Annotated in this window: 20 protein-coding genes; 10 read left to right on the forward strand and 10 right to left on the reverse strand. The window is 70.9% G+C overall.

Annotated features, from left to right (window positions below):
• Nucleotides 1–14: 14 nt before the first annotated feature.
• Nucleotides 15–1,298, reverse strand: a complete 1,284-nt coding sequence (locus tag ACIQPR_RS44510) for an ion channel protein (RefSeq protein WP_403661855.1) — start codon at nt 1,296–1,298, stop codon at nt 15–17.
• 119 nt (nt 1,299–1,417) lie between these two features.
• Between ACIQPR_RS44510 and ACIQPR_RS44515 the strand changes: the two genes are divergently transcribed.
• Entirely contained in the window at nt 1,418–2,212 is a 795-nt protein-coding gene (locus ACIQPR_RS44515) for a MerR family transcriptional regulator (RefSeq protein WP_403661858.1), read from the forward strand.
• Between the two features lie 21 nt (nt 2,213–2,233).
• On the opposite strand, the gene ACIQPR_RS44520 is transcribed toward ACIQPR_RS44515, so the two are convergent.
• Entirely contained in the window at nt 2,234–2,599 is a 366-nt protein-coding gene (locus ACIQPR_RS44520; protein ID WP_403661861.1) for a YbjQ family protein, read from the reverse strand.
• A 144-nt stretch (nt 2,600–2,743) separates the two neighbouring features.
• Between ACIQPR_RS44520 and ACIQPR_RS44525 the strand changes: the two genes are divergently transcribed.
• Nucleotides 2,744–3,703, forward strand: a complete 960-nt coding sequence (locus tag ACIQPR_RS44525; protein WP_403662049.1) for a DedA family protein — start codon at nt 2,744–2,746, stop codon at nt 3,701–3,703.
• Nucleotides 3,704–3,706: 3 nt separating this feature from the next.
• On the opposite strand, the gene ACIQPR_RS44530 is transcribed toward ACIQPR_RS44525, so the two are convergent.
• Together ACIQPR_RS44530 and ACIQPR_RS44535 are read right to left on the reverse strand one after the other, a co-directional pair.
• Entirely contained in the window at nt 3,707–5,344 is a 1,638-nt protein-coding gene (locus ACIQPR_RS44530; protein WP_403661864.1) for a threonine/serine exporter ThrE family protein, read from the reverse strand.
• Between the two features lie 100 nt (nt 5,345–5,444).
• Nucleotides 5,445–5,936 carry an inorganic diphosphatase gene (locus ACIQPR_RS44535; RefSeq protein WP_019070224.1) on the reverse strand — a complete coding sequence of 164 codons (492 nt, stop codon included), beginning with the start codon at nt 5,934–5,936 and terminating at the stop codon, nt 5,445–5,447.
• A 79-nt stretch (nt 5,937–6,015) separates the two neighbouring features.
• On the opposite strand from ACIQPR_RS44535, the gene dacB reads away from it, so the two are divergent.
• The 6 genes from dacB to folE all read left to right on the forward strand — a co-directional run bounded on the left by dacB (nt 6,016) and on the right by folE (nt 13,770).
• Nucleotides 6,016–7,743, forward strand: coding sequence for a D-alanyl-D-alanine carboxypeptidase/D-alanyl-D-alanine-endopeptidase (dacB, locus tag ACIQPR_RS44540; protein ID WP_403661867.1), 1,728 nt, complete (start codon nt 6,016–6,018; stop codon nt 7,741–7,743).
• A gap of 75 nt (nt 7,744–7,818) precedes the next feature.
• Complete coding sequence (locus ACIQPR_RS44545) at nt 7,819–8,940, forward strand: zinc-dependent metalloprotease (protein ID WP_403661869.1); 1,122 nt, start codon at nt 7,819–7,821, stop codon at nt 8,938–8,940.
• A gap of 192 nt (nt 8,941–9,132) precedes the next feature.
• Nucleotides 9,133–10,173, forward strand: coding sequence for a tRNA lysidine(34) synthetase TilS (gene tilS / locus ACIQPR_RS44550; RefSeq protein ID WP_403661872.1), 1,041 nt, complete (start codon nt 9,133–9,135; stop codon nt 10,171–10,173).
• Nucleotides 10,174–10,251: 78 nt separating this feature from the next.
• The gene (hpt, locus tag ACIQPR_RS44555) at nt 10,252–10,812 is read left to right on the forward strand and encodes a hypoxanthine phosphoribosyltransferase (protein ID WP_093627540.1); all 561 of its coding nucleotides are present in this window, start codon (nt 10,252–10,254) and stop codon (nt 10,810–10,812) included.
• Nucleotides 10,813–10,998: 186 nt separating this feature from the next.
• The gene (gene ftsH, locus ACIQPR_RS44560; protein ID WP_403661876.1) at nt 10,999–13,032 is read left to right on the forward strand and encodes an ATP-dependent zinc metalloprotease FtsH; all 2,034 of its coding nucleotides are present in this window, start codon (nt 10,999–11,001) and stop codon (nt 13,030–13,032) included.
• Between the two features lie 132 nt (nt 13,033–13,164).
• On the forward strand, nt 13,165–13,770 hold the full coding sequence (gene folE / locus ACIQPR_RS44565) for a GTP cyclohydrolase I FolE (RefSeq protein WP_403661879.1): 606 nt from the start codon (nt 13,165–13,167) through the stop codon (nt 13,768–13,770).
• A 17-nt stretch (nt 13,771–13,787) separates the two neighbouring features.
• On the opposite strand, the gene ACIQPR_RS44570 is transcribed toward folE, so the two are convergent.
• The 6 genes from ACIQPR_RS44570 to ACIQPR_RS44595 all read right to left on the reverse strand — a co-directional run bounded on the left by ACIQPR_RS44570 (nt 13,788) and on the right by ACIQPR_RS44595 (nt 18,923).
• Entirely contained in the window at nt 13,788–14,276 is a 489-nt protein-coding gene (locus ACIQPR_RS44570; RefSeq protein WP_403661882.1) for a DUF3180 domain-containing protein, read from the reverse strand.
• A 71-nt stretch (nt 14,277–14,347) separates the two neighbouring features.
• On the reverse strand, nt 14,348–14,959 hold the full coding sequence (folK, locus tag ACIQPR_RS44575) for a 2-amino-4-hydroxy-6-hydroxymethyldihydropteridine diphosphokinase (protein ID WP_403661885.1): 612 nt from the start codon (nt 14,957–14,959) through the stop codon (nt 14,348–14,350).
• On the reverse strand, nt 14,956–15,315 hold the full coding sequence (gene folB, locus ACIQPR_RS44580) for a dihydroneopterin aldolase (protein WP_403661888.1): 360 nt from the start codon (nt 15,313–15,315) through the stop codon (nt 14,956–14,958). Before folB ends, folK begins: the two co-directional genes overlap by 4 nt.
• Nucleotides 15,316–15,583: 268 nt before the next feature.
• Complete coding sequence (locus tag ACIQPR_RS44585; protein WP_403661891.1) at nt 15,584–16,087, reverse strand: nuclear transport factor 2 family protein; 504 nt, start codon at nt 16,085–16,087, stop codon at nt 15,584–15,586.
• Complete coding sequence (gene folP, locus ACIQPR_RS44590; protein WP_403661894.1) at nt 16,084–16,992, reverse strand: dihydropteroate synthase; 909 nt, start codon at nt 16,990–16,992, stop codon at nt 16,084–16,086. The genes ACIQPR_RS44585 and folP overlap by 4 nt, the downstream gene beginning before the upstream one ends.
• A 119-nt stretch (nt 16,993–17,111) precedes the next feature.
• Nucleotides 17,112–18,923, reverse strand: a complete 1,812-nt coding sequence (locus ACIQPR_RS44595) for a phosphatidylglycerol lysyltransferase domain-containing protein (RefSeq protein WP_403661897.1) — start codon at nt 18,921–18,923, stop codon at nt 17,112–17,114.
• A 223-nt stretch (nt 18,924–19,146) separates the two neighbouring features.
• Here ACIQPR_RS44595 and ACIQPR_RS44600 point away from each other — a divergent pair, with 223 nt between their 5' ends.
• Both ACIQPR_RS44600 and ACIQPR_RS44605 read left to right on the forward strand, forming a co-directional pair.
• Complete coding sequence (locus tag ACIQPR_RS44600) at nt 19,147–20,277, forward strand: alpha/beta hydrolase (protein WP_403661900.1); 1,131 nt, start codon at nt 19,147–19,149, stop codon at nt 20,275–20,277.
• A gap of 94 nt (nt 20,278–20,371) precedes the next feature.
• Nucleotides 20,372–21,724: a hypothetical protein gene (locus ACIQPR_RS44605; protein ID WP_403661903.1), complete on the forward strand. Its 1,353-nt coding sequence runs from the start codon at nt 20,372–20,374 to the stop codon at nt 21,722–21,724.
• Nucleotides 21,725–21,784 lie beyond the last annotated feature (60 nt).

Consider the following 21,784-nt stretch of genomic DNA (forward strand, 5'->3'; position numbering starts at 1 on the left):
AGGATCAACGGGTGTCAGCGGACCGGAGTTCCGTCCGCGCGCAACTGCATCTGCGGTCGTCCGGTCACCAGCAGCCAGGCCGGCAGCGAGGCGATGCAGAGCAGGGCGAGGATCGCGGGCGAAGCGACCAGAACGGCGGCCGTGAACAGGCTCACCCAGCCCTGCCGGGTGATCGCCAGGAGCATGCCGAGGACGCCCGCGGCGACGCCGAGCGCGGGGTGCACCGCGGGGACCAGGGCGTGGGCGAACAGACCGAAGGCCGCGCCGATGAAGACTGACGGGAAGATCCGGCCGCCCCGGAAGCCACAGGCCGCGGCGACCACCAGGGCGGCCAGTTTGATCACCGTCATCGTCGCGAACTGGCCCGCCGACCAGCCCTCGGGGTCGGCGGCCAGCTCGCCGACCTCGTCCAGCCCCTTGAAGAGCGTCAGATGGCCGCCCACGGCCGCCAGGAGGCCCAGGACCAGTCCACCGGCCGGAAGCGCCAGCATGGGGTGCCTGAGGCGGGAGAAGGCCGCGTGGGCGTACGGGAAGGCGTGGACCGCGCACAGGCCGAGCAGCGCGGCCAGCGGTGCCAGCACCAGGGCCGCCAGCAGATCCCGCCAGCCGGGCCCGCCGAACGCGGGCAGGTGCAGGTCGAAGGTCGGATGGGCCACCAGCGCCGTCGTCATGGCGCCCGCCCCGGCCGCGGCGAGGGGCGCGAACACGTTGTCCCACAGCGCTCCCTTCGTCTGCCGCGCGGCCAGCGCCTCCGAGATGAGCAGCGCCGCCGCGACCGGCGTCCCGAACAGCGCCCCGATGGTCGCCGACTCGGCCAGCGCTCCCCAGACCCCGCCCGGCACCCGGGGCGCGAGTCTGCGTCCCGCCCAGAGCGCGAGCCCCACGTTCACGGCGATGATCGGGTTCTCCGGGCCGAGGCTCGGACCGCCCGCGAGCATCAGGGCGGTCGCCAGCACCAGTCCCGGCAGCACCAGGGGCGGCAGCGGTACGGCCTCCAGGCCGGTGGTGGCCGGGTCCGGTCCCGCGTGGCCCGGCACCTTCCAGACCACCAGGCCGACCGCGACACCGGTCGCCGTCAGCATGACGAGCATCCACAGCACCGAGTAGCGGCCGATGCCCAGGGCGTCGGGCAGGTTCTTCCAGAGCACGTGCTGGAGTCGCTCGGCGGCCTCGCTCACACCGAGGAAGAGCAGACTCGCGAGCACGCCCACGACCAGGGCGGGGACGATCAACGGCAGCAGGGTGCGCGCCGGGGTCGTAGGGGCGACGGGTGCCTGGTGAGCGCTGTCCTGGGCCACGCGATCACCATAAGCGGGCAAAACGGACCCAACATCTTGAGGATGTGCCCGCCTGCGGGGCTTGCACCTCACGTGGCGTGAGGCCCCACCGTGGAGCGCGGACACAGAAGGGAGCGGAAGTGAGCCACTCCGTGGGACAGGACTCCTACTCCGTGGGACAGGTCGCCGGATTCGCCGGGGTCACCGTGCGCACGCTGCACCACTACGACGACATCGGGCTGCTCGTTCCCGGCGGGCGCAGCCACGCGGGGCACCGGCGCTATCGCGACACCGACCTCGACCGGCTCCAGCAGATCCTGTTCTACCGGGAGCTCGGCTTCCCGCTCGACGAGGTCGCGGCCCTGCTCGACGACCCGGACACGGACCCGCGCGCACATCTGCGCCGTCAGCACGAGCTGCTGACCGCCCGGATCGAGAAGCTCCGGAAGATGGCCGAGGCCGTGGAACACGCCATGGAGGCACGCACTATGGGCATCAACCTCACCCCCGAGGAACGCTTCGAGGTCTTCGGCGACAAGGACCCCGAGCAGTACGCCGAAGAGGCCGAACAGCGCTGGGGCGGCACCGAGGCCTACGCCGAGTCGCAGCGCCGGGCCGCCCGCTACACCAAGGCCGACTGGAAACGCCTCCAGGCCGAGGTCGACACCTGGAGCGAGCGCTACGCCACCCTGGTGACCGCCGGCGCACCGCCCACCGGGGAGGCGGCCATGGACCTCGCCGAGGAGCACCGGCTCCACATCGACCGCTGGTTCTACGCGTGCTCCTACGAGATGCACGTCTGCCTCGCCGGGATGTACGTCTCCGACGAGCGCTTTAAGGCGTTCTACGACGCGATGGCGCCGGGTCTGGCCGCACACCTCAGGGACGCGATCGTGGCGAACGCGTCCCGGCACGCGTCCGCGGACACGGCCTAGGGGCCTGGTCCTGGCCCGGGGTCACATCCGGGTCAGGACCACCGCCGTTCCGTAGGCGCACACCTCGGTGCCCACGTCGGCCGCCTCGGTCACGTCGAAGCGGAACGCCAGGACGCCGTTGGCGCCACGCGCGCGTGCCTGTTCGACGAGGCGCTCCATGGCCTGGTTGCGGGTCTGCACCAGGGTCTTGGTGAGCCCCTTCAGCTCGCCGCCGACCATCGACTTCAGTCCGGCGCCGATCTGGCTGCCGAGATGCCGTGAGCGCACGGTCAGCCCGAAGACCTCGCCGATCACCTGCTCGACCCGGTACCCGGGGACGTCGTTCGTCGTCACGACCAGCACGTCGGCCTGCGGCCCCTGGCCGCCGCCGTATTCGTCGATACCCATGGCTCACAGCTTTGTCCTATGCGGCCCACAGTGCATCCTGGAGACACCGGTGGAACCTGGGGCGGACACATTGCGTTGATAGCTTTGTGCGGCCTCGCCCGGACGACGCCGTATCCCTCCACCCCTCAGGAGCCCGGAACCGTGATGACGCTCGCCCTCGGCCCGAGCTGGCTCGACCCGAACACCATGCTCGACCGGTTCGGGATCTGGGGCCTGCTGCTCGTGGTCTTCGCGGAGTCAGGCCTGCTCATCGGGTTCTTCCTGCCGGGCGACTCCCTGCTGTTCACCTGCGGTCTGCTGATCACCGCGGGCACCCTGGACTTCCCGCTGTGGGGGGCCGTCGCGCTGATCTGCGTCGCCGCGATCCTCGGCGACCAGGCGGGCTACGCCTTCGGCAAGAAGGTCGGCCCCTCGCTCTTCAACCGCCCGGACTCACGCCTCTTCAAGCAGGAGAACGTGGTCAAGGCGCACGAGTTCTTCGAGAAGTACGGCCCCAAGTCCCTGGTGCTGGCCCGCTTCGTGCCCGTCGTGCGCACGTTCACGCCGATCATCGCCGGTGTCAGCGGCATGAAGTACCGCTCGTTCCTCACCTTCAACATCATCGGCGGCATCCTGTGGGGCGCGGGCGTGACCCTGCTCGGCTCCTGGCTCGGCAACATCGACTTCGTCCACAAGAACATCGAAGCGATCCTCATCCTGATCGTCTTCGTCTCCGTGGTCCCGATCCTCATCGAGTTCCTGCGCGCCCGCTCCAAGGCCAAGAAGGCCCCCCAGGGGCACGAGGACCAGTCCGCCGACCCGGCCGCCACCCAGCCGTTCCCGGTCGTCATGGACGACTCGACGACCCAGCTCCGCCGCGTGGACACCCCTCGGCAGCAGCCGCAGCCCCAGCAGCAGGCCAACGGCCACGACCAGAACCACGGCCACCAGCAGCACAACGGCTACGACCAGTACTACGCGCAGCCCCAGCAGCAACAGCCGTACCAGCAGCAGCCGTACCAGCAACAGCCCTACGGCAACCAGCAGTACGACCAGTACGAGCAGTACCCGCCGTACAACAACCAGGGCCAGGGCCAGGGCCAGGGCCAGGGTCAGGGCTACTAGGCCTCAGAACCCGCGAGTCCGCTTCGCGGCCCGCCGGGCCCCGGCCGAAGCCCCCGGGACCCGCAGGAACAACCGCGAGATCTCCGAGCCCAGATTGACCCCGATGGCGATGGCCATGGCCAGCGACGCGGCCGTGGCCAACGACACCAGCCCCTTGTCGACCTCGTTCTGGGCGATGGCCAACAGGCCGAAGTACGTGGCGGACCCCGGCAGCAGGGGGCCGATCGCCGCGGTCGTGTAGGGCAGCGCCGACGCGAACCGGTACCGGGACAGCAGCTGCCCGAAGAGTCCGACCAGCCCCGCCGCCACGGCCGTGGAGGCGACCGGTGAGATCCCGGCGACGTAGTGCATCGCTCCGTAGACCGACCAGGCGACGCCCCCGTTGAGGGAGACCAGCAGGACGGTGGATCGTTCCTGCTGGAGCAGGACGGCGAAGGTCAGGGAGAGCAGGACGGACGCGCCGATCTGCCAGAGGGGGCGCTCGGAGTTGCCCAGGGCCACGTCCGGGTTGAGCTGGGCGTCGAGCTTGACGCCGAAGTACAGGACGGTCAGCACACCGGCGACGATGCCGACGAAGAAGTACATGACCTCAAGGAGCCGGGCCGCCGCGGTGATGTAGAAGCCGGTCAGGCCGTCCTGCACGCCCGCCACCAGGGCCCGTCCGGGCAGCAGCGCGAACAGACCGCCGGTGATGACCGCCGAGGCCTTCACGTCGACGTCGGCGACCGTGAGGGCCACCCCTATCGCGGCGGGCGGCATCGCGGCGGCCGTGAACTGGTAGAACTCCGGCAGCCCGCGCCCCGCGCACAGCCACGCCAGCCGGTCGCCGAGCATCGCGCCGAGCGCGGCGGCGAAGAACACGACGATGTCGCCGCCGACGAGGACCGAGGCGGCGCCCGCGAGCAGCCCGCCGGCGGACGTCAGGACCCACCCGGGGTACGGGTGCCGGTTGCGCCGCATCTCCGCGAGCCGCCGGTAGGCGTCCTCCAAGGAGAGTGCGGTTTCCGGGTCGCTGAGGTCCTGGACCAGCCGGAACACGGCCGCGAGCCGCGTGTAGTCGGTGCCCCGGCGCCGGACGGTCCGTGACGCGGTCACCGGATCGTCGACCAGGGAGGGCTGGTAGGAGATCGACAGGAGCGTGAAGGTGACGGTCGGTTCGCAGCGGTCGAGGCCGTAGGAGCGGCAGACCGCGAACATCGCGGCTTCGACGTCCTCCGCGCCCTCGCCGCCCGCGAGCAGCAACTCGCCGATGCGGAGCGTCAGATCGAGCACGCGCGGGACGGCGGGGCCGTTGTCGTCCGCCTTCTGCACCGGCTCCGGCGCGGGCCGCTCGGCCACCGGCATGCGCAGCATCGTGCGCATCCGGTCCTGCCAGGGCACGTCCTTGGTGAGGCTGACGAGGGGGACGCCGGTGGGCGGGGTGAAGGCGGGAGGCGCCTCTCTGGCGCGGTAGGTGCTGGGCGGACTGAACGCCGAGCCCTCGGAGTCCTCGACGGCCGGCAGAGCCACGTCCAGGCCCCGCGGAACGGCGAACTCGGACGTCGTGGACGACTCCCCGTCGGCCGCGGCGACGCCCGGGGGCGCGGTGAACGCGCTCCTGGCCTCGTCCGACTGCGGCTTGCGGTCCTCCGCTTCCGTCACTCCGTAGCACTCCCTGTACGACACCCCGGGTGATCCTCAGTATGCGCACAGACACACGAACGGCCGCACGCGCGCGTGCGGCCGTTCGCGGACAGGGGGCTCAGTGGCCGCCCTGCTCCTTCAGTCGCTTGTACGAGCGCTCGATCTCCGCCTCGGCGTCCGTACGGCCCACCCAGTTGGCACCCTCGACCGACTTGCCGGGCTCCAGGTCCTTGTAGACCTCGAAGAAGTGCTGGATCTCCAGGCGGTCGAACTCCGACACGTGGTGGATGTCACGCAGGTGCTCCACACGCGGGTCGGACGCCGGGACGCACAGCAGCTTGTCGTCGCCGCCGGCCTCGTCGGTCATCCGGAACATGCCGATCGCGCGGCACTTGATGAGGCAGCCGGGGAAGGTCGGCTCCTCCAGGATGACCAGCGCGTCCAGCGGGTCGCCGTCCTCGCCGAGCGTGTTCTCGACGAAGCCGTAGTCGGCCGGGTAACTGGTCGAGGTGAAGAGTCGACGGTCCAGGCGGATCCGACCGGTCTCGTGGTCCACCTCGTACTTGTTCCGCGAACCCTTCGGGATCTCGATCGTGACGTCGAACTCCACCGGTGGCTCCTCCATGATCAGCACATAGTTCTGGTGGTTAAGTGTCCCTCACGCAGGTGGGTGATCGCGAAAGGGGCTGGTGGTCGTGCCGGAGCTGAGGCCTTGGCGGGCCGCGAGACCGCACGTGACGCGGGTCGCGCGAGCCGTCCGGCCCCGTCTCGAGCGGGCCGCGGAATCCGTGAAACCGCAGGTCGCACGGTTCAGGCAGACCGTGAGGCCACAGGCCGTACGGATCAACCAGGCAGTGCGGCCCCAGGTCACGCGGATCACCCGAGCCGTGAAGCCCGGGGTGACGCGACTCACTGACGCCGTGTCACCGCGGGTCACCCGGCTCGTCCGAACCGTGTCACCCCGGGTCGCGAGCCTGCCGAGGCCCGACAGGACCTGGCGGTTCACGGCCGTCGCCACCACCGCGGGGATGGCGCTGGCCGCCGTCGTGGTGACCGCCGCCGGTCCCTGGGACTCCTCGGGTCAGCGTACGGCCGAGCGGGACCACGCAGTCGCACAGGAACGTTCAGGTGGCGTAGATCACGGCCGTAATTCCGATACGTCTGCCAAGGCACCCCGGCCCGCGCCGAGCGCCGCATCCGTTCTCGTCGCCCTGGGCGGTTCCGCGAACAACGTGACGTCCGCGCCGACCGGTACGGCCCTCGGGGGCGTCCTGAACCCCCTCCTGGACAACGCGGCGCTCGGCACCCGCCACACGGCCGCCGTCGTGGACGTGTCGACCGGAAAGCACCTCTACGGAGTGGGCGCCGACGACGCGCTGGCCCCGGCCTCGACCACGAAGATCGCCACCGCGGTGGCCGCGCTCTCCGCGATGGGCGTCGACCACCGCTTCACCACCCGCACCGCCCTGGAGCCCGACACCAAGGAACTCGTCCTGGTCGGCGGCGGCGACCCCACGCTGACCGCCCACAAGGACGCCGAGGGCTGGGCCGACCTGCGCACCCTGGCCGACGAGACGGCCGCCGCCCTGAAGAAGCGCGGGATGCGCGAGGTGACGCTGTCGTACGACACGACCCTGTACGCCGGTTCCGAAGTCCACCCGATCGGGACCAACGAGAACCTCGCCCGGGTCAGCGCCCTCACTGCCGACGAGGGCCGTACCGACGACTCCTCCAGCGGTCCGGTGCGGCGCGTGCCGGACCCGGCCTCGGACGCGGCCGGGAAGTTCGCGGGCTTCCTCCAGGAGCACGGCATCAAGACGACGTCCCCGGGGCCCTCGAAGGCGACCGCCCGCGCGGACACCCTCGCCTCGGTGTCCTCGCCGCCGCTGTCCGACATCGTCGAGCGGATGCTGACCAACAGCGACAACGACATCGCGGAGGCGCTGGCCCGCCACACCGCCGTGGCGACGGGCCGCCGCGCCGACTTCGACGGGGGCGCCGCCGCGATCGGCGCCCAGCTGGCGAAGCTCCGACTCCCGGTCAAGGGCGCGGTGTTCAACGACGGCAGCGGCCTCAACCGCGACGACCGCCTCACCGCCGACCTGCTGACCGCCCTCCTCGTCAAGGCCGGCGCCCCGGCCCACCCCGAACTCCGCCCGGTCCTCACCGGCCTCCCCATCGCCGCCTTCACCGGCACCCTGACGACCCGCTACACGGACGCCACGGGTGCGGCGGGCGTCGTACGCGCCAAGACCGGCACCCTGACGGGCGTCAACACGCTGGCGGGCACGGTCGTGGACAAGGACGGCCGCCTCCTGGCCTTCGCCTTCATGGCCTCCGGTACGACGAACACGCTGGAGGCCCAGGCGGCCCTGGACCACACCGCGACGGCGCTGGCGGCCTGCGGCTGCGGCTGAACCGCGGGGCGACGTTCCGGCGGAGCCCGCCCTCGTGCCCTGCCCCAAGCGGGAGCGACCACGTACGGTTGACGCATGACGAGCATCGGTGGTGCCGAGATGGTCGACTGGAATCTCGCGGTGGCGACCGCGACCCGACTCGTGCGGCCGGGCCCCGACGTGAGCCGTGACGAGGCCCGTGCCGTCGTCGCGGAGCTGCGCCGGCATGCGAAGGCCTCGGAGCAACACGTCCGGGGATTCACCCGGATGGGCACGGACGACATCCACGACACCCCGATCCTGGTCGTCGACCGCCCCGGCTGGGTGCGGGCGAACGTCGCCGGGTTCCGGGAGGTCCTCAAGCCGCTGCTCGACAAGATGCAGGAGCGGCGGAGCAACACTCCCGGGGGCGCCGTCTTCGGCGCGGTGGGCGGCAAGGTGACCGGCGTCGAGCTGGGCATGCTGCTGTCGTTCCTGTCCTCCCGGGTGCTCGGCCAGTACGAGACGTTCGCCCCGGCCACCCGCGAGTTGCCGGCGGGCGCGAAGGGCGGGCGGCTGCTGCTGGTCGCGCCGAACATCGTCCACGTGGAGCGCGAACTCGACGTACAGCCCCACGACTTCCGCCTGTGGGTGTGCCTGCACGAGGAGACCCACCGCACGCAGTTCACGGCCGTGCCCTGGCTGCGCGACCACCTGGAGGGCGAGATCCAGTCGTTCCTGGGTGAGACCGAGGTCGACCCCATGACGGTCCTGGAGCGCATCCGGGAGGCTGCCCAGTCGCTGGCCGGCGGTCGGCCCGAGGGCGAGGAGGACGACGAGAGCCGGTCCCTGGTGGAGATCGTGCAGACGCCCGCGCAGCGCGAGATCCTCGGCCGGCTCACCGCCGTGATGTCCCTCCTGGAGGGGCACGCCGACTTCGTGATGGACGGCGTCGGCCCGGACGTGGTGCCGAGCGTCGCGGAGATCCGGGAGAAGTTCCAGCAGCGGCGGGCCAAGGGCGCCTCCCGGCTGGACTCGGCGCTGCGCAAACTGCTGGGCCTGGACGCCAAGCTGCGGCAGTACCGGGACGGCGAGCGTTTCGTACGCGCGGTCGTCGAACAGGTGGGCATGGACGGCTTCAACCGGGTGTGGACCTCCCCGAACACGCTGCCGACGAAGACGGAGATCGCCAAACCGGCGGACTGGGTCGCGCGGGTGCACCGCAAGGCCGAGTCGTGAACCGGTCGCGGACCGGGTGAACGGATTCGGCCCACGGCAGGCGAACGCCCCCGCAATCACCCGTCCGAGGGACCGTGAGCGATGGGTGGGCGTGCGATGCTCGGGGAACACCCCGGTTCTGTCACCATCTACACACTCTGAGTGACCGGATCTCGGGCCAACCCCCCGAAAACTTCATGAAGGGAACCGGACATGGGTCCCCATCCTGCGGTCGCGGCGATACGCCTGGCGGTCCGCCGCGTCCTCCACGACATCCTCACCGACCACGAGGCGCTCCAGACCGTCGGCGCCTCCCGGCACACCCCGCACGAGCGCCCGCCCTCGCCGCTCGTGCTCGTGGCGTGCTCCGGCGGCGCCGATTCCATGGCGCTCGCCTCCGCGCTCGCCTTCGAAGCACCCAAACTCGGCATCCGGGCCGGCGGCATCACCGTCGACCACGGCCTCCAGGACGGTTCCGACCTGCGCGCCGACGAGGTCGTCCTGCGCCTGCGCGAACTGGGCCTGGACCCCGTCGAGGCCACCGCCGTGACCGTGGGCCGCGAGGGCGGCCCCGAGGCAGCCGCCCGGGACGCCCGCTACGCCGCCCTCGACGCCTGTGCCGCCCGCCACGGCGCCGCCGCCGTCCTGCTCGGCCACACCCGCGACGACCAGGCGGAGACCGTCCTGCTCGGCCTCGCCCGCGGCTCCGGCATCCGCTCCCTGTCCGGAATGGCCGCGGTCTCGGGGGCCGACGGCCGTTACCGCCGCCCCTTCCTCCAGCTCGACCGGCAGACCGCCCGCAAGGCCTGCATGGTCCAGTCGCTGCCCGTCTGGGACGACCCGCACAACGCCGACCCCGCCTACACCCGCTCCCGGCTGCGCCACGAAGGCCTGCCCGCCCTGGAGAAGGCCCTCGGCAAAGGCGTCGTCGAAGCGCTCGCCCGTACGGCACAGCTCTCCCGGGACGACGCCGACGCCCTCGACACCTGGGCCAGCCAGGCCGAGGCCTCCGTACGGGACGCCACCGGCCTCCTGGAGTGCGCCAAGCTCTACGCCCTGCCCCCCGCCGTGCGCCGCCGCGTCCTGCGCCGCGCCGCCATCCAGGCGGGCGCGCCGGCCGGTTCGCTGTTCGCCCGGCACATCGAGGAAGTCGACCGCCTGATCACCGGCTGGCGCGGCCAGGGAGCCATCAATCTCCCGGGCAAGGTCGTCGCCCAGCGGCAGGGTGGCAGACTGGTGATTCGGCAAGGCTGAGTCGACACCCCCTCCGGACCTCCGGGGGCGGGACCAGGCAGTAGCCGCGAGCCGGGACAATGGGGACGACCGAAAGTGATGCGGGTGGACGCGAAAGACATGGGCGACGACCTCCAGTCGGTGCTCATCACCAAGGAAGAGATCGACGCGAAGCTCGTGGAGCTCGCCGCGAAGATCGACGCGGAGTACGCGGGCAAGGACCTGCTGCTCGTCGGCGTCCTCAAGGGCGCGGTGATGGTCATGGCGGACCTCGCCCGGGCACTGTCCACCCCCGTCACCATGGACTGGATGGCCGTGTCGTCGTACGGCGCGGGCACCCAGTCCTCCGGTGTGGTGCGGATCCTCAAGGACCTCGACACCGACATCAAGGGCAAGCACGTCCTGATCGTCGAGGACATCATCGACTCCGGGCTCACGCTGTCCTGGCTGATCTCCAACCTCGGCTCGCGCGAGCCCGAGTCGCTGAAGATCTGCACCCTCCTGCGCAAGCCGGAGGCGGCCAAGGTCGCCATCGACGTGGAGTGGGTCGGCTTCGACATCCCGAACGAGTTCGTCGTCGGCTACGGCCTCGACTACGCGGAGAAGTACCGCAACCTCCCGTTCGTCGGTACGCTCGCGCCGCACGTCTACGGCGGCTAGGGCCACTCGGCCCAAGCCCCGTAAGACGATCGGGAACCCCAGCGGGTTTCGCGCCGTTGGAGCATGCAGACACGTCTCCCAGCCGTCCCGTGCGACTTCGGGCAACATTGCTGGGGTACGGTCAGAAGAACTGTCTTTATCAAACTCACTATGGCAGGAGGGACGGAGCGAATTCGCTCCGTATGGATGGACGTGAAGCGATACTTCCGTGGGCCGGTCATGTGGATCGTGCTGGCCGTCCTTGCCGTGGTCGTGTTGATGCAGGTCGTCGGCTCGTCCGGCGGCTACAAGACGGTGGACACCGGCCAGGTCGTCCAGGCGATCAACGACAACAAGGTCGAGTCGGCCAAGATCACCACCGGTGACGAGCAGACCATCAAGGTCACGCTCAAGAGCGGCTCCAAGGTCGACGGCAGCTCCAAGATCCAGGCGAGCTACATCGGCGACCAGGGCGTGGACCTCGCGGCCACGCTCCAGACCAAGTACCAGGACAAGCAGATTCCGGACGGCTACACGGTCTCGCCGACGAAGCAGAACGCTTTCGTCGGCATCCTGCTGTCCCTGCTCCCCTTCGTCCTCATCGTGGTCGTCTTCCTGTTCCTGATGAACCAGATGCAGGGCGGCGGCTCCCGAGTCATGAACTTCGGGAAGTCCAAGGCCAAGCTCATCACCAAGGACACCCCGAAGACGACGTTCGCGGACGTCGCGGGCTCCGACGAGGCCGTCGAGGAACTGCACGAGATCAAGGAGTTCCTCCAGGAGCCGGCGAAGTTCCAGGCCGTCGGCGCCAAGATCCCCAAGGGCGTACTCCTGTACGGCCCTCCCGGCACCGGCAAGACGCTGTTGGCGCGCGCCGTCGCCGGCGAGGCCGGGGTGCCCTTCTACTCGATCTCCGGTTCCGACTTCGTCGAGATGTTCGTCGGTGTCGGTGCCTCCCGGGTCCGTGACCTGTTCGAGCAGGCCAAGGCGAACGCCCCGGCGATCGTCTTCGTCGACGAGATCGACGCGGTCGGCCGCCACCGCGGCGCCGGCCTCGGCGGCGGTCACGACGAGCGCGAGCAGACGCTGAACCAGCTGCTCGTCGAGATGGACGGCTTCGACGTCAAGGGCGGCGTGATCCTCATCGCCGCGACGAACCGGCCCGACATCCTCGACCCGGCCCTCCTGCGCCCCGGCCGCTTCGACCGCCAGATCGCGGTCGACCGCCCGGACATGCAGGGCCGTCTGGAGATCCTCAAGGTCCACCAGAAGGGCAAGCCGGTCGCACCGGACGTCGACCTCTCCGCGGTCGCCCGCCGTACGCCGGGCTTCACCGGCGCGGACCTGAGCAACGTCCTCAACGAGGCCGCCCTGCTCACCGCCCGGGGCAACCGCAAGCTGATCGACAACGGCATGCTGGACGAGGCGATCGACCGTGTGGTCGCGGGCCCGCAGAAGCGGACCCGGATCATGTCGGACAAGGAGAAGAAGATCACCGCGTACCACGAGGGCGGACACGCCCTGGTCGCGGCGGCTTCCCCGAACTCCGACCCGGTCCACAAGATCACGATCCTCTCCCGAGGCCGTGCTCTGGGCTACACGATGGTCCTGCCCGAAGAGGACAAGTACTCGACCACGCGCAACGAGATGCTGGACCAGCTGGCCTACATGCTGGGCGGTCGCGCGGCCGAGGAACTGGTCTTCCACGACCCGACCACCGGTGCGGCGAACGACATCGAGAAGGCCACCGCCACGGCCCGCGCGATGGTCACGCAGTACGGCATGACCGAGCGTCTCGGCGCGATCAAGTTCGGCGGCGACAACACCGAGCCCTTCCTGGGCCGGGAGATGTCGCACCCGCGCGACTACTCGGAAGAGGTCGCCGCGCTCGTCGACGAAGAGGTCAAGAAGCTCATCGAGAACGCGCACAACGAGGCCTGGGAGATCCTGGTCGAGAACCGTGACGTGCTCGACGCGCTCGTGCTCCAGCTGCTGGAGAAGGAGACGCTGAACAAGGAGCAGATCGCCGAGATCTTCGCTCCCATCGTGAAGCGCCCGGCCCGCCCCTCGTGGACCGGCTCCTCCCGCCGTACGCCCTCCACCCGCCCGCCGGTGCTCTCCCCCAAGGAGCTGTCACTGACGAACGGGTCGAACGGCGCGGGACCCGCGATCACCGCCGGTGCGACCACCGAGTCCGCTCCCACGCTGGAGAAGGCTCCGGAGGACCGCCCCGAGAACTGACGCGCGTCTCACACGGCCTGAAATGGATGCCGCGCCCCCCTGGATTTAGCCTGGGGGGCGCGGCCTTTCCATATGCCCGCAACTGAGGCGTGTGTCCGCACACGCGTGACCCGCACAGGAACGAGGCACGACATGACCGACCCCGTGACGCTGGACGGCGAGGGAACGATCGGAGTCTTCGACGAGAAGCGTGCCGAGAACGCCGTACGGGAACTCCTGATCGCGGTCGGTGAGGACCCGGACCGGGAGGGGCTGAGGGAGACGCCGGGGCGGGTGGCGCGGGCGTACAAGGAGATATTCGCCGGGTTGTGGCAGCGGCCCGAGGACGTGCTGACGACGACGTTCGACCTGGGGCACGACGAGATGGTCCTCGTGAAGGACATCGAGGTGCTCAGCAGCTGTGAGCATCATCTGGTGCCGTTCGTCGGGGTCGCCCATGTGGGGTACATCCCGTCCGCCGACGGCAAGATCACCGGGCTGTCGAAGCTGGCCCGGCTGGTGGACGTCTACGCCCGCCGGCCGCAGGTGCAGGAACGACTCACCACGCAGATCGCCGACTCCCTGATGGAGATCCTGGAGCCGCGCGGAGTGATCGTCGTGGTCGAGTGCGAGCACATGTGCATGTCGATGCGGGGGGTCCGCAAGCCGGGGGCCAAGACCATCACGTCGGCCGTGCGGGGGCAGTTGCGGGACTCGGCCACTCGCAACGAGGCGATGAGCCTGATCATGGCGCGGTAGCGCACAGCCGGGGCGCCTCAGCCGACCGGCGCCGCCCCCGCCGTGTTGTTGTCGTCGTCCTCCGGGAGCTTGCACACCCGCTCCAGGAAGATCGCCGCCGCTATCACCGCGATGCCCGCCAGGACCGAGAAACCGGCGTAGATGGCCTGGTCCCGGCGGGCCGGGATGTCCAGGGACTCCAGGAGGTAGGCGCCGGTGCCGCCGTACATACCGGCGACGAGGGCGGCGACCAGGGCGCTGGCCTGGCCGAAGACGACCGCGCGGGCGGCCATCAGGGGGTCGACGCCCTTGGCGCCGGGGCGGCGCTCGCGCTGTGCCTTGAGGCGGGCGCGCAGCGAGAGCGCCGTGGCCAGCAGGACGGCGGCGATCACGGCGAGGACGATGGGCGCGGCCAGCGGGACGCTGGGCAGGGTCCCCACCGCGCTCCACAGTCGCGCCCCCGCCCAGGACAGCACTCCGGCGACGACGAACACGCCGGCCAGCACCCTGATCCGCAGCTCTCTCACGGTGTCCCTTCAGCTCCCCGTTCGGTTCCCCGTGCCCTGTCCGGGCGTTGTGGTCGTCTCGACCTTAACGACTACTCGGGCAGCCGGAGTTCCAGGTCCTTGCGGGGCGCCACACCGGTTCGGGTGATGTCGTCCAGGAGGGCGGCGACCGAGCCACGGCCCGGCAACTGCGCCTCGGGCTCCACGTCGTGCCAGGGGACGAGCACGAAGGCCCGTTCGTGGGCGCGTGGGTGGGGGAGCGTCAGCACCGGGTCGTCGGAGACGACGTCGGCGTAGGCGACGATGTCGACGTCGAGCGTGCGGGCGCCCCAGCGCTCCTCGCGGACCCGGTGGAAGGCCTCCTCGACCGCGTGCGCCCGCTCCAGCAGGGAGGACGGGGGCAGGGTGGTCTTGAGGACGACGACGGCGTTGAAGTACGAGGGCTGGCTGCCGGGTTCGACGCCCCAGGGCTCCGTCTCGTAGACCGGGGACACGGCCTTGACGCGGACGCCGGGGGTGTCCTCCAGGGCGTCGATGGCGCCCTGGAGGGTCTCCAGGCGGTTGCCCAGGTTGGCGCCGATGGAGACGACGGCGCGCCTGGGGTTGCTGAGGGTGGTGTCGGCGGCGTCCACCTGCCGTACCACCGAGGCGGGTACCGGCTGGACGGTCGGGTCGCTGTGACCCTCGGTGAACGAGAAGGTCATACTCGGCTCCGGGTGATGGTGACGGTCACGTCGTCGAAGGGGACGGTGATCGGGGCGTCCGGCTTGTGGACGCGGACCTCGACCTCCTCGACCCCTTCGTGCTTCAGGCAGGTCTGCGCGATGCGCTCGGCGAGGGTCTCGATGAGGTTGACCGGCTCGCCCTGCACGACGGCCACGACCTCCTCGGCGACGATGCCGTAGTGCACGGTCTTCGTCAGGTCGTCGTCGGCGGCGGCCGGCCGGGTGTCCAGGCCCAGGACGAGGTCCACGACGAAGGTCTGGCCCTCCTCGCGTTCCTTCGGGAACACGCCGTGGTACCCGCGGGCCTTGAGGCCGCTCAGCGCGACACGATCCACGCGAATCACTCCTGCAATCGTCGGTGGTGGCCGGTTCGTACCGGGTGCGGGCGGTACACCGGCCTCGAACGAATCTACCTGCGGGCACTGACAGTGCCGGGCCGCGAGGGCGCGGGCGCCGTCCGGGCCCGCAGGTTTCGCCGACCGTTTCCCCCGGGGAACCCGGCGGCTCATGGGTCGGTAGCCGCCCCTACCCGCCGGTTCGTGATTCCAACCACTTCTTGGTCCTGATGGGTCCCGGCCGACTCCTCCGGGTGCGTGTACCCCCTCAGGAGGGTGTGTCGTCGCTTTCGTCCTCGTCGTTCTCGGCCAGGACCGGGGACGCGTGGTGCGACCAGAGCTTCCAGCCCTCGGAGGTGCGCCGGAACACGTTCGTGGCGACCACGAGCTGGCCGACGAGCGGGCCGAGTTCGTCGCTGTCGTCGGGGGCCGGGCCGCCGCTGAGGATGTTCTCCGTGCAGGTGACCAGAGCGGTGTCGCCGGTCACCGAGACATGCACATCGGTCAGGAAGAACTGGATGTACTCGGTGTTCGCCATGATCAGGGCGTACGACCGCAGCACCTCGCCGCGTCCGGTGAGCACCGGCCAGCCCGGGTGCACGCAGGAGATCACACCGGTGTCCGCCGGGTCGTGGTACTCCTCGTCGACGCCCAGGTCGGCCGGGGTGAGCCAGAGGTCGGACAGCTCGTCGAAGTCGCCGCGCTCCAGGGTCTCGTAGAACGCGGTGTTGGCGAGTTCGACCTGTTCGACGTCGGTGTGGGGGGCGCTCACCGGGCTCCCTCGGAGCTGGTGCGGGAGGCCGGGCGGGCGCCGTGGACGCGCGCCCCCTCGACGGCGCGTGCGACGCGTACGGCGTCCGCGGTGGCGTGCACCTCGTGCACGCGCACCGCCCACGCGCCGGCGTGCGCCGCGAGCGCGGACACGGCGGCGGTGGCCGCGTCGCGCTCGCGCGCGGGCGGGGGCGCTCCCTCGGGTCCGGCGAGGACATGGCCGAGGAACCGCTTGCGGGAGGCGGCGACCAGCAGGGGGTGGCCGAGAGAGAGCAGCCGGTCGAGGTGGGCGAGCAGGACCAGGTCGTGTTCGGCGTCCTTGGAGAAGCCGAGGCCCGGGTCGACCACGATCCGGTCGGGGGCGACGCCTCCGGCGAGAACGGCCTCCACGCGCGCGTGCAGTTCGTCGACGACTTCGGTGACGACGTCGTCGTAGACCCCCTTGACGTTGCCGCCCGCCAGGAAGCCGCGCCAGTGCATGACGACGAAGGGGGCGCCCGAGGCGGCGACGACCGGGATCATCGCGGGGTCGGCGAGGCCGCCGCTGACGTCGTTGACCAGGGCGGCGCCCGCGCCGAGGGCCTGTTCGGCGACGGAGGCGCGCATGGTGTCGACGGAGACGGTGACGCCCTCGGAGGCGAGTCCGCGCACTACGGGGATGACGCGTTTGAGTTCTTCCGCCTCGTCGACGCGGGTGGCGCCGGGGCGGGTGGACTCGCCGCCGACGTCCACGAGGTCGGCGCCCTCGGTGACCAGACCGAGGCCGCGCTTGACGGCGGCCGTGGTGTCGAAGAAGCGACCGCCGTCGGAGAAGGAATCAGGGGTGACGTTCACGACCCCCATGACCGCGCACCGGTCCCATTCCGGAAGGCCCGCGACGCGCCCGCGCCCGCTCTGCTTGCTCATGCGTTCAGCGTAGGCCTTGGGGGCGGCGGGACCGTCCCGCGGGCCGAACGCGAAAGGGCCGGTCCGGGCGGTCGCGCCCCGCCCGGAGGCAGGGTGCTCGCCCGGACCGGCCCGGTCGGTCAAGCGGCCCGCACGTCCCGCTCCGCGAGCCCGTGGGCGCAGGCCGGAGCCACGGCCTTGCGGCGGCGGAGGAAGCGGGGCAGGGGGAGGGCGAGGTTGACGAAGCCCTCGGCCTGCATCGCGGCGAAGCCGATGCGGGGCAGGTCGCCGGAGGCGCGGTAGACGACGAAGCGCGGCTCCCAGCGGGGCTGGAACTTGGCGTTGAACTTGTACAGCGACTCGATCTGGAACCAGCGCGACAGGAAGACCAGCAGCCCGCGCCAGGCGCGCAGCACCGGGCCCGCGCCGATCTTCTCGCCGCGGGCGAGCGCCGCGCGGAACATCGCGAAGTTGAGCGACACGCGCGTGATGCCGAGCTTCGGCGCCGCCTGGAGGGAGGCGACGATCAGCAGTTCGTTCATCCCCGGGTCGGCCGCGCGGTCGCGGCGCATCAGGTCCAGGGACATGCCGTCGGTGCCCCAGGGCACGAAGTGCAGGATCGCCTTCAGGTCGCCGTACTCGCCCGGCTGTTCGTCCGCCTTGTGGGCGGTCGCGATGAAGCAGTCGCCGTCCGCGGGGTCGCCGATGCGGCCGAGTGCCATGGAGAAGCCGCGTTCGGTGTCGGTGCCGCGCCAGGCTTCCGCGGCGAGCCGGATCCGCTCCAGCTCGCCCTCGCCGAGGTCACGTACACGCCGTACCCGGGTTTCGTAGCCGGCCCGCTCGATGCGCTTCACCATTTGGCGTACGTTGCGCATCGCGCGCCCGGCGAGCGAGAAATCCGCTACGTCCACCACCGCCTCGTCACCGAGTTCGAGGGCGTCGAGGCCGGTCTCGCGGGTCCACACCTCGCCGCCCGTCTCGGAGCAGCCCATGACGGCCGGCGTCCAGGAGTGGGCCTTCGCCTCGTCCATGAACCGCTCGATGGCGCCCGGCCAGGCCTCCACGTCGCCGATGGGGTCACCGCTGGCGAGCATCACCCCGGAGACGACGCGGTACGTGACCGCCGCCTTGCCGCTGGGCGAGAAGACGACGGCCTTGTCGCGGCGCAGCGCGAAGTGGCCGAGCGAGTCGCGGCGGCCGTGCTTCTCCAGGAGGGCGCGCAGCTGCGTCTCGTCCTCCGGGGTGAGCCGCGCGGCGGGGTGTTCGGGCCGGAAGGCCAGGTAGATCGTCGTCACCGCGGTGAGCAGCCCCAGGGCGCCCAGCGAGAAGGCGACCGTCCAGGAGGTGCTGCCCTCGTAGTCGACCGGTCCCTCGAAGCCGAACAGGCCGTACAGGACGTGGCTGATCCGGTCGGCCAGGCTCGGGTCGCCGACCATGCGCTTGGAGTGGACGCTGACGATGACCAGTCCGAGGATGAGCGAACCGGCGCCCATGAGCACGAAGTTGGCGAGCGCGCGCCACCGGCTGCGCGGGTCGGGCAGCGCGCGGAACTCGTCCCGGTGCAGCAGCAGCGGCGCGAGCAGCGCGGCCGAGATGACGACTCCTATGACCGAGTGCCGGTACGCGAACTGCGCGACCGCGCCCGCCGGCAGCAGTGCCACCGCGGCCCGCCAGGCCCGGCGCTTGCGCCGCCTGAGCCCGTGCGCGAGGAGCAGCAGCAGGACACCGGCGCTGAGCGAGAGCGCGGCGGCGAAGGGGCCGAGCGCACCCGGCAGCACCTCGGCCATGGTGTGCATACGGCTGTGCCGGAAGCGCGGGAACACTCCCGCGGCGATGTCCAGCAGGCCGACGAGGGCGCAGGCCCTGGCGACGAGCGTGGGAACGACCTCGGGGCGCGGGCCTCGGACTATGCGCCGGACCCGGCCTGACCGGCTCGGAACCCCACCCGACATTTCCCCATCTATCCTGACAGACATCGCATCCCGTAGTTCTGCGAGAGACCTTGGATCCGGGCCCGATACGGGCATCCGGCGACATTGCGCCCTCTAGGACGGTGTCTAGGGGAAGGAGGTTCCTTCCTCACCGGAAAGCCGGTTCAAAGGCAGTGGAAAGCCCGGGGCAAACGTGCGCGAAGGTTGCGTGCCGGCAGGGCGGAAAGCGCAGGCGGGACAGGTCATGGGACTCACGAGCAACAAGGTGCTGGCACTGGCGTTCGTGTGCGCCGCGCTGCTGTTCGTCGGCACGGTCTGGCTGTGGCCGCGGCTGGCCCGCCGCAACTGGCGGGCCGTCAGCGGACGCGTGGGCCTGCTGCTGGCAACGCAGTTGGTGCTGTTCGCCTCGGTGGGCCTGGGCGCCAACCAGGCCTTCGGCTTCTACGCCAGCTGGGCCGACCTGTTCGGCCGGGAGACCGACCAGGGGGTGGTCGTCGACCACACGGCGTTCCAGAACTCCGGCGGCCCGCTCCACGTGGTCGGCACCCGGCGGGTGGACGCCCCGGGCGGCGCGTCCCTGCCGAGCAGCGTGGGCCAGGTGCAGCGCGTCGACATAGTCGGCCGTACGACCCACATCGCCACCCCCGCCTACGTCTACCTGCCGCCGGAGTACTTCCAGCCGCGCTACCGCACCCGCACGTTCCCCGCGACAGTAGTCCTCACGGGGTACCCGGGCACAGCCCAGGCGCTCGTCGACAAGCTCGACTACCCGCGCACGGCACTGCGACTGGCCAGGAGCGGCAGGATGCGGCCGATGATCCTGGTGATGCTGCGGCCCACGGTGGCGCCGCCGCGCGACACGGAGTGCGTGGACGTCCCGGGCGGGCCGCACACCGAGTCGTTCTTCGCCAAGGACCTCCCGGACGCGGTGACCGCCCACTACAGGGTGGGCAAAAACCCCGGGAGCTGGGGCATCGTCGGTGATTCCACGGGCGGTTACTGCGCCCTGAAGCTCGCGATGCACCACCCGGGGGTGTACGCGGCGGGCGCCGGCCTGTCGCCGTACTACAAGGCGCCGATCGACCCCACCACCGGTGACCTCTTCCAGGGCGACGCGACGCTGCGCAACGAGGCGAACCTGTGGTGGTACCTCAAGCACCGGCCCGCGCCCGACACCTCACTGCTCGTCACCAGCAGCAAGGCCGGGGAGCACAACTACAAGGACACCCTGAAGTTCATCGACAAGGTGCGGGCCAACAACTCCACCCGGATCGCGTCGATCATCCTCGACAGCGGCGGCCACAACTTCAACACCTGGCGGCGCGAGATCCCGGCGACCCTGGAGTGGTTGAGCGGACAACTGGGCAACGGCTGAAAGTGACCGCTGAAGCGATGCGGGAGCTCAGGGGTGGCTGTGTTTTTACCGGGCGGGGCACCATGATTCGCCTACGCGCGGTAAGTTTCTGGCCATGCCACGTGGACGTCACCGCCATTCCCCGCCGTTGCACCGGCTGTTGCCTCCCTCGGCGATCGCAGGCGTGTCGCTCGTCTGCGCCTTCGGGCCCTGGGTCTTCTCGCACGCCGCCGCGCTGCGGATAGTCGCCGCGATAGCCGCCGCGACCGCGCTCGTCGGGGCGGCCGTCATGCGCCGCTGGGACACGCAGGCGGGCAAGCAGGTCGCCGACCTGGTACGCGCGCGTACGAGCGACGAGTGGCGCTACGAGGAGCGGCTCGCCGAACTCGAATCCGACCTCGACGAGTCGCGCGAACTGCGCGTCAAGCTGGAGCACAAGCTGCGCGCCAAGCGCACGGAGCTCGCGGGCCTGCGCAACGAACACGCGGCGCTGCTGCGCCGGTACGCCACGGCGGAGACCGAGCGCGCCAGCGCCCTGGAAGGCCGCCGCCTGCTGGAGATAGAGGCCGCGGAGCCCGCCACGCACGCGTTGCCGCCGGTGTCGGCGGACGGCGACGACGAGGTCCCGGCGGACATGGACCTGGATCTCGTGGATCCCCAGGACGTGGACTCCCAGGACCACGAGGGCGACGAAGGCGACGAGAGCGACGACACCGGGGCTGTGGCTGCCCAGGTCGAGGCCGCGACGGACGCCCAGAGGGACGCCGAGACGGACGCCCAGGACGAGACCGGGGACGCCGACGAGGAGTCCGGCACCGAGGCCGCCGCGGAGAAGACGGACCAGGCGGACGAGGCGAAGAAGCCCGCGGTTTCACCGGTGTTCTCCCCGGAGGGGTCCAAGCTGTTCCTGCGCGCCCAGGCGGCGCTGGTGCGGCTCGACGACGACGCCGAGTCCGCGGCGCCCGCGCCTAAGGACGCCGACTCCGCGCCGGCCGAGCCCGCCCCGGTGGAGGTCACCGGCGGCCCGGCGGCCGAGTCGGAGGCCGTGCGGGAGGACGAGGCGGAGGGGAAGCCCGAGGCGGTCGACGGGCATGAGCACTCGGCCGCCGTCCCCCCGGCCGCGAAGCCCGCCCAACCCGCGCACCCCTCGGGGCACTTCACCGTGCCGACCGCGGTGGCGGTCGTACCGGCGGCTCCCGTGCGGCGGCCGATGGTCCAGGGCGGGTTCGACTTCTTCGGCATGCAGAAGGGCGCCGCGTCCGCCGAGATGGACGCCGTGCAGAACGAGGACCTCGCGGACGTCGTGGGCCAGGAGGCCCTGGCGGTGCACAAGGCGGAGGCCGAGGCGCAGTTCAAGCCAGCCGACGAGCGGTCCCGGGGTGTCGGCGCGGTCCAGGTCATCGACCTGACGGCGCACGACGAGACCGAGCAGATCAACCTTCCCGGACTGCGCAGCGCGGCTTCCTGACCGCCCGCGCCCTGACGCCCGTGCTTTGACCGGGCGTCGGGCCAGGGGTACGGAACAGGC

This window comes from Streptomyces sp. NPDC091280 (assembly GCF_044768565.1).
GTDB lineage: Bacteria > Actinomycetota > Actinomycetes > Streptomycetales > Streptomycetaceae > Streptomyces.